The 6,131-nt window shown below is 73.9% G+C and carries 6 protein-coding genes; 2 read left to right on the top strand and 4 right to left on the bottom strand.

From position 1 onward, the window contains the following. The first annotated feature begins 215 nt into the window (after positions 1–215). Positions 216–1,220: a GDSL-type esterase/lipase family protein gene (locus AB0A63_RS27505; protein WP_360396481.1), complete on the top strand. Its 1,005-nt coding sequence runs from the start codon at positions 216–218 to the stop codon at positions 1,218–1,220. On the opposite strand, the gene AB0A63_RS27500 is transcribed toward AB0A63_RS27505, so the two are convergent. The 4 genes from AB0A63_RS27500 to AB0A63_RS27485 all read right to left on the bottom strand — a co-directional run bounded on the left by AB0A63_RS27500 (position 1,204) and on the right by AB0A63_RS27485 (position 5,460). Then, complete coding sequence (locus AB0A63_RS27500) at positions 1,204–1,407, bottom strand: hypothetical protein (protein ID WP_360396479.1); 204 nt, start codon at positions 1,405–1,407, stop codon at positions 1,204–1,206. The two genes, AB0A63_RS27505 and AB0A63_RS27500, sit on opposite strands and share 17 nt — an antisense overlap. 62 nt (positions 1,408–1,469) lie before the next feature. Continuing rightward, positions 1,470–4,241: a hypothetical protein gene (locus AB0A63_RS27495; protein ID WP_360396477.1), complete on the bottom strand. Its 2,772-nt coding sequence runs from the start codon at positions 4,239–4,241 to the stop codon at positions 1,470–1,472. Between the two features lie 173 nt (positions 4,242–4,414). Next, positions 4,415–5,092, bottom strand: coding sequence for a hypothetical protein (locus AB0A63_RS27490; protein WP_360396475.1), 678 nt, complete (start codon positions 5,090–5,092; stop codon positions 4,415–4,417). Beyond that, positions 5,089–5,460, bottom strand: a complete 372-nt coding sequence (locus AB0A63_RS27485; RefSeq protein ID WP_360396473.1) for a YchJ family metal-binding protein — start codon at positions 5,458–5,460, stop codon at positions 5,089–5,091. The genes AB0A63_RS27490 and AB0A63_RS27485 overlap by 4 nt, the downstream gene beginning before the upstream one ends. Positions 5,461–5,556: 96 nt before the next feature. Here AB0A63_RS27485 and AB0A63_RS27480 point away from each other — a divergent pair, with 96 nt between their 5' ends. Further along, positions 5,557–6,117: a DivIVA domain-containing protein gene (locus AB0A63_RS27480; protein ID WP_360396472.1), complete on the top strand. Its 561-nt coding sequence runs from the start codon at positions 5,557–5,559 to the stop codon at positions 6,115–6,117. Positions 6,118–6,131: the final 14 nt, after the last annotated feature.

Below are 6,131 nucleotides of genomic sequence, written 5' to 3'. Positions count from 1 at the left end.
AAACGCTCGGCTGGGACACCCCAGCCGAGCGCTTGACTAAACTCCTGACCAAAGCCAGTTGATCACCTGTGTTGCAACGACCCCTGGAATTCGCCACGTGCAGCAAGCAAGCCGGCGGAGTGCACGCGGGGAGCTTTCGTACTCTCCTGGCGCACGGGAGGTCCCCGCGTGCGGCAAGACGGCGGGCGGGAAGGGGGTCGGTAGGCTGGTGTGCGATGCGCAGAGTTCTTCCGCTGATGGCGATCGTCGTGCTGGCGATCGTGCTGGTCGTGAGCGACCACCCGTTCCCGCCGCCGTCCGACCCCGACCGCGAGTCCAGGACGGCGGTGGTGGCGCTCGGCGACAGCACCCTGTCCGGTGAGGGCGCGGGCTCCTACGAGCCGGGCACGAACGGCGAGGAGGGCGGCAACTGGTGCCACCGCTCCACCGAGGCGTCGGTCATGAAGGCGCGGTTCGAGGCCGACGAGCGGTTCAACCTGGCCTGTTCGGGCGCGAACTCGGACCGGCTGCGCACCCAGCAGCTGCCGGAGCTGCGCAGGATCGCCGGCTCGCACCGGGTCGTCGCGCTCGTGGTGGCCGTCGGGGCCAACGACGACCCCAAGTTCGCGGACATCCTCAACACGTGCGTGCAGGCGTGGGGTGCGCGCAGCGACTGCACGGCGAAGGTGGCGCCGGAGTGGACCAAGCGGGTCGCGAAGATGGTGCCGAAGGTCGAGAACACGCTGAACGCGATCCGCCAGACCATGCGCGACTCGGGCTACCTCGACTCGTCCTACCAGCTCGTCGTGCAGTCCTACGCGGCGCCGGTCGCGCCGAACGTGCCGAAGTCGCTGCAGAACCTGTCCGGCTGCCCGCTGCGCACCGGTGACCTGGAGTGGGTCGTCGAGGAGGGCGTGCCGGAGCTGTCGAACGGGTTGCGCGTGGCGGCCGGGAAGGTCAACGCCCGGTTCCTCGACCTGGCACGGGCCGGTGAGGGCCACGAGGCGTGCGCGGGCGGCTCGTCACCGGAGGAGGAGTGGTTCACCCGGCTGACGCTGGACTGGGACGGCCTCAAGGACGACCGGCGGTCGGCGCACGCGTGGCAGGAGTCGTTCCACCCCAACGCCCGCGGGCACGAGCAGCTCGCGAACTGCCTGAGCGAGTTCCTGGCCGCCGACAAGCGTGACGGGGCCTGCGTGCCGAAGCTCGACGGCACGCTCGGGCTCACCACCGAAAGCTGACCTCGCGCGGCCAGCCGGGGTTGCCGGTGTGCGCGAACGCGGCCCACGCCCGTGCGATGTCGCCGCGGAACACGGCGGGCACGTCCGCGCCGGGGTGCGCGCGCAGACCGAGCGGTAGCCGCCGGCCTGCTCGGCGAGGCGGGTGCCGGTCGCCGAACGCGCCGGTCGGCTCGCCGTCGCAGTCCACGGGCGGACGCAGGCGCAGCGGGCCGACTGCCGGTTCGGCGTACCGGATGCCCGGGTGGGCGGTCAGGCCTGCACCGCGGCGGCCGGGACCGACGGCAGCACGCGCAGGTTCGCGGCCGCGCGTTCCAGCCGGGACAGCACGCTGGGCCGCAGGTTCGCGATCTCCTGGTCGGCCGCGGGGCCCGCGACCTCCTGCAGCAGCACCTGCATCGGGTGCTCGCCCTCGGCCTCGGAGACCGCGAGCACCCGGAACGTGGTGCCGGGCGGGAAGACGACGCGTTCCTCGGTGGCCACGGCGACGCGGTCGGCGACCTCGACCCTGCGGCCGGTGACCGACCACAGCAGGTACTCGACCGCGCCCTCGACGCGCTGGACGGGGTTCGCGACGGCGTCCAGCAGGCCGTGCTCGACCAGGACGTCACCGCTGCGGTAGCGCCGCGGCCCGGTCGGGCCGGTGACACCCCACACGGTCGCCACGCCGTTGTGCACCGGCAGCCGGTTCAGGCCCGAGACGATGCACGCGACGTACGGGCGCAACCGGCCCAGGCGGCCCATGCGCAGCGTCTCGACGACCATCTCCTCGTCCTGTGACACGCACGCGAGCAACGCCGTCAGGTCGGTGACCATCGCCTCGAACGCCGCCGGGTCCTCCTCGGCGTCGGGTCGTTGCGCCAGCAGCCGGCACACGGTCGCCGCGTGCGCGCCGTACCGTTCGCCCAGCGCACGGCGCACGGCGTCGCGTTCGACCTCCGAGCTGCTGTGGTCGGGTGCCACGGTCTCGCGGTCGCCGGTGCCCTGCGCGGGCTGCTCCCACAAGGCCAGCGGCTGGGCGGGCAGCGGCCCGTCGACGCGGAACCGCACTGCGGCGGCGTCCGGGTCGGACGACGGGTAGGCGGCGTCGTCGGGGTCGGCCAGCGCGTGCGACGTCACGGCCGCCATGGCCGGACCGCCCTCGACGGCCGCGGCACCGAAGGCGGGCCGGGCCGGCTGTTCCGGATCAGCGCCCACCGCGGCGAACGCGACCCGGACCGTCGCCTCCTGGTCGACCGGCACACCGGCGAACACCGGGCGGGGCGACTCGGGCTCGGCGAACGCGGACCGGGCAGGCTGGTCGGTGTCGACCGGGATGCCGGCGAACGTGGCGCGCGGTGCCTCGGGTTCGTAGGCGGGTCGCGGCTCGTAGTCGGCCGTCACCCCGGCACCGAAACTGGGCCGCGCCGGGTGGTCGGGCTCCGCGTACGCCGGTCGCTCCGATCCCGCGGGCGTCACCCCGGCACCGAACGTGGGCCGCTCCGCATCCGCTGGCGTCACGGCCGCGAAGAAGCCGGTGCCGTTGTCCGCGGAGTCGCGCTGCGACAACGCGTGCGCGGCCGCACCGAGCGCCGCGGCGATGGTGGCGGACGACCCGGTCTTCGCCACCGGTGGCGCTTCGGCGGGCTCGGCGAACCCGCCGTCCACCGCGGCGTGGGCCGGGGCGGCGTGCTGCGGCACCGAGGGGGGCGGCGGAGGCGGCGGTGACACCTTCGAGTCGCAGAAGACGACTCGAAGCAGTTTGCGGACCTCGGGCTCAAGGCGTTCCACGAGAGCAGCGCCGTGCACCGCGACCGCACCGGGCGTCGTGCGCCCTGGCGTGCCCACGGTCAGACGTGCCCATTCCGGGTCCACGGCCTGAGAGCGGACCTCGGCGGCGTTGTACGGCTCGTCGTGCTCGCGCACCCACAGACCCGAGGGCACGACTTCGAGCACCACGCCGTCGCCGAGCGAGAACACGCCCGGCGAGACCTCGCTCAGGCCCGGCACCGGCGTGCGGTAGCCGGTCACGACCGGCACGCTCTCGTGCGGGACGCACTGCACCTCGGTCACGAACGGCCGCCACGTCTGCTGCCCGCGCGGGTCGACCGCGATGACCGCGGGACCGCCGCCGCGCAGGTTGCCGACCGGCAGGCCGGTGAACGCGGCGATCGGCTCGCCGAGTTCGTCGGCGACCAGCTTGCCCAGCTCGGCGTCGACGCCGTAGGGCACGAGCCGCACCCGCGACCGGGCGGCCTGGGGCAGCGCGGTGAGGAGCCGGCAGACCTCGTCGGTCGGGATGGCCGGCTGGCCAGGCCCGCCGACGACCACGGTCAGCACGTTGTCGCGGCACGGCAGCGCCACGATGGGGCGGGCGTCCGGGGCGGACGGGTCGAACAGCGGCTGCTGCGCGCGCAGCCACAGCCCCGACGGGATGGGTTCGGAGACGCCGACCTCGCCGGTGGGCCACGGCGAGTTCGGGTCCATTGCCTCCCACTGCGGCACCGGGAAGCGGCGGCCGAACGGCATCGGCGAGGCGTTCGGCTGGAACCGCACCCAGCTGCCGTAGCCCTGGGAGCCGACCACGAACGCGGCACCCGGCACGGTCGTCAGCACGCCGTCCGGGGCCACGACCTCGGTCTGCAGCTGCTCGGCCAGCCACTGCGCGGGCGCGGTGGGGCGCATCGTGCCGGCGTGCGAGACGGCGAGCCGGACCGGCCCGCGCCCGTTCAGCGCCGTCACGACGTGCGGCCAGAACGTGCTCTGGTCCCCGCTGGGGAAGTCGACGACGACCACGGTGCGACCGCGGTCGGCCGGCAGTGCGCGCGCCAGCCCGGTCGCGCCCTGACCCGGTCCCTCCGGTGCGGAGACGACGAGCGTGGCACCGACGAAGTTCGCCGCGTACGGCGTCCGCTGCGGCTGCGGCGGCTTCGGCGGCTCCGGTTCGTACTCGTACGACGGGGCCTCGTAGGACGCCGGCACCTCGTAGGTGGGCGTCGGCTGTTCGGCCGGTTGCAGGGCCTGTTCCTGGGCCTGTGCGTGCATCGGCTGCACCTGTTGCGTCTGTTGGTCGCCGCGGGCGGCGGCACGTCGGCCCATCAAGCGCCTGATCACCTCCGTGCCATCCCGTTCACTCGCCCTTTCGGTGGAACCGGGCAACGGTCGTGCACGCTATCAACACGCGTCAGCGCTCCGTCACCCAGTCGGGTTATTTGGTGTCATCCGATCGAGACCCACACCGCGGTCGCCCGGCCGCACACACCGTCCGGGCCGATGATGGCCGACGCGGAGTACGCCTTGCGCCCCTCGCGGCCGAGCTCCCACGCGAGCAGCACGTGGTCCACGTCCAGCTCGACGGGCCGCTCCACCTGCGCCACGAACGTGCCGAGCACGAACGCCGGACCGCCGTCGGGGGCCACCGGCTGGGCCGACGGGCAGTCCAGCGCCGCCCACACGACCTCGGGCAGCACGTGCCCGCCCTCGTGGGGCAGGACCGCGGTCGGGCGCCAGACCCCGGCCCACTCCTCCCGGCCCGCGAGCGGCCCGAGCAGCGCGCCGATGCCGTCCTCGCGGTCGGGGCCGCAGCCGAAGCAGGTCGGGAACGGGTGCCGGTCGCGCCACGGCACCTGCGCCGCCGCCGCGCGGGCCTCCGCCAGCGTGGGGACGGCAGGGACCGCCAGGTCGAGCGCCGCCGGTGCGGCCGAGGCGATCACCACGTCACCGTCGAGCAGCTCACCGTCGCGGACCCGCATCTCCCGGTCCAGCGGCACCGGCTTGCGCAGCCGCACGCTCACCGGACCGGCGCCGACGTGCGCGGCGAGGCGGCCGGAGACGTAGCCGCCGTTGCCCGTCCCCGGCGGGCCGTTGAACCGGCTCCCGATCGTCACGGTCGTCACTTCTGGTCACCCTCCAGGTACACCCACTGGCCGTTCTCCCTGATGAAGCGGCTGCGCTCGTGCACGACACCGCCCACGTAGTGCGCCCGGAACTCGACGACGCCCTCGTTCTGGAGCAGTCCGCCGTTCTCGGTCGCCAGCACCTCGAGCTTCAGCCAGCGGTCGTTGTCGCCGGTGCCCGCGTCCGACGGCCGGTGCCGCGAGTGCCAGGTGCGCAGCAGGTAGTCCTCATCGGACAGTGCGAAAGCGCTGTACCGGGAGCGCATCAGCTGCTCAGCGGTCGCCGCCGTGCGGACGCCGGAGTGGAGCGCACCGCAGCAGTCCACATAGGACTGGCCGGTGCCGCAGGGGCACAGTTTGGTGGTCACGTCCACATTGTGCCCGGTGAACTCGGTAGAACCGATGCCGCACCGCGTACGTACCCCCTGTCAGGACTGACTCGCGGGAGGCATGGGAGGCCGCACGTGACCGTCGAGAGCAGGGCGGACCTGGTTCCGCTGCGCACGTGGTTCGGGCTGCGCTGGCGCGGCTACGACCGGGACGAGGTGGACGACTACGTCGCCGAGCTGGAGGCCGAGCTGCGCCTGGTCACCGCCGACCGCGACGCCTCCGAGGCCCGCGCCGACGCGCTGGCCAGCAGGTTGATGTCGGTGCAGGAGGAGAACACGGCGCTGCAGGACGGCCTGCACCGCATCTGCCTGACCCCGATCGACCTCAGGGGCCTGCCCGAACGGCTCGCGCGCATGGTCGCGCTGGCCGAGGAGGAACGCCGCGAGGTCATCAGGGACGCGCAGCTCCAGGCGTTGATGATCGTCGGGGAGGCCGAGTCGCGCGCCCGCGGCCTCGAAGAACAGGCCGCGGCCCAGCGCGAGGAGGTCCGCGAGGACTTCCGGCTCGCCATGTCCGCCCGCCGCGCCGAGGCGATGCGGGCCCTCGCGGAGCTGCGCGACGTCGCACTGGACGAGGCGGACCGGATCGTCGCGGAGGCGAGGGTGCGGCGCGCGGGGATCGAGCACGGCGGATGACGCGGCCCCGCCCC

Source organism: Lentzea sp. NPDC042327 (assembly GCF_040647275.1).
Classification (GTDB): domain Bacteria; phylum Actinomycetota; class Actinomycetes; order Mycobacteriales; family Pseudonocardiaceae; genus Lentzea.
Note: the sequence above shows the minus strand (reverse complement) of the source record. Positions and strands in the feature narration are given on the sequence as shown.

What these genes read in the sequence shown, in the direction of transcription:
- AB0A63_RS27505 (WP_360396481.1), top strand. Translation starts at nt 216, where the DNA reads ATGCGCAGAGTTCTTCCGCTGATGGCGATCGTCGTGCTGGCGATCGTG.
- AB0A63_RS27495 (WP_360396477.1), bottom strand. Translation starts at nt 4,241, where the DNA reads ATGCACGCACAGGCCCAGGAACAGGCCCTGCAACCGGCCGAACAGCCG.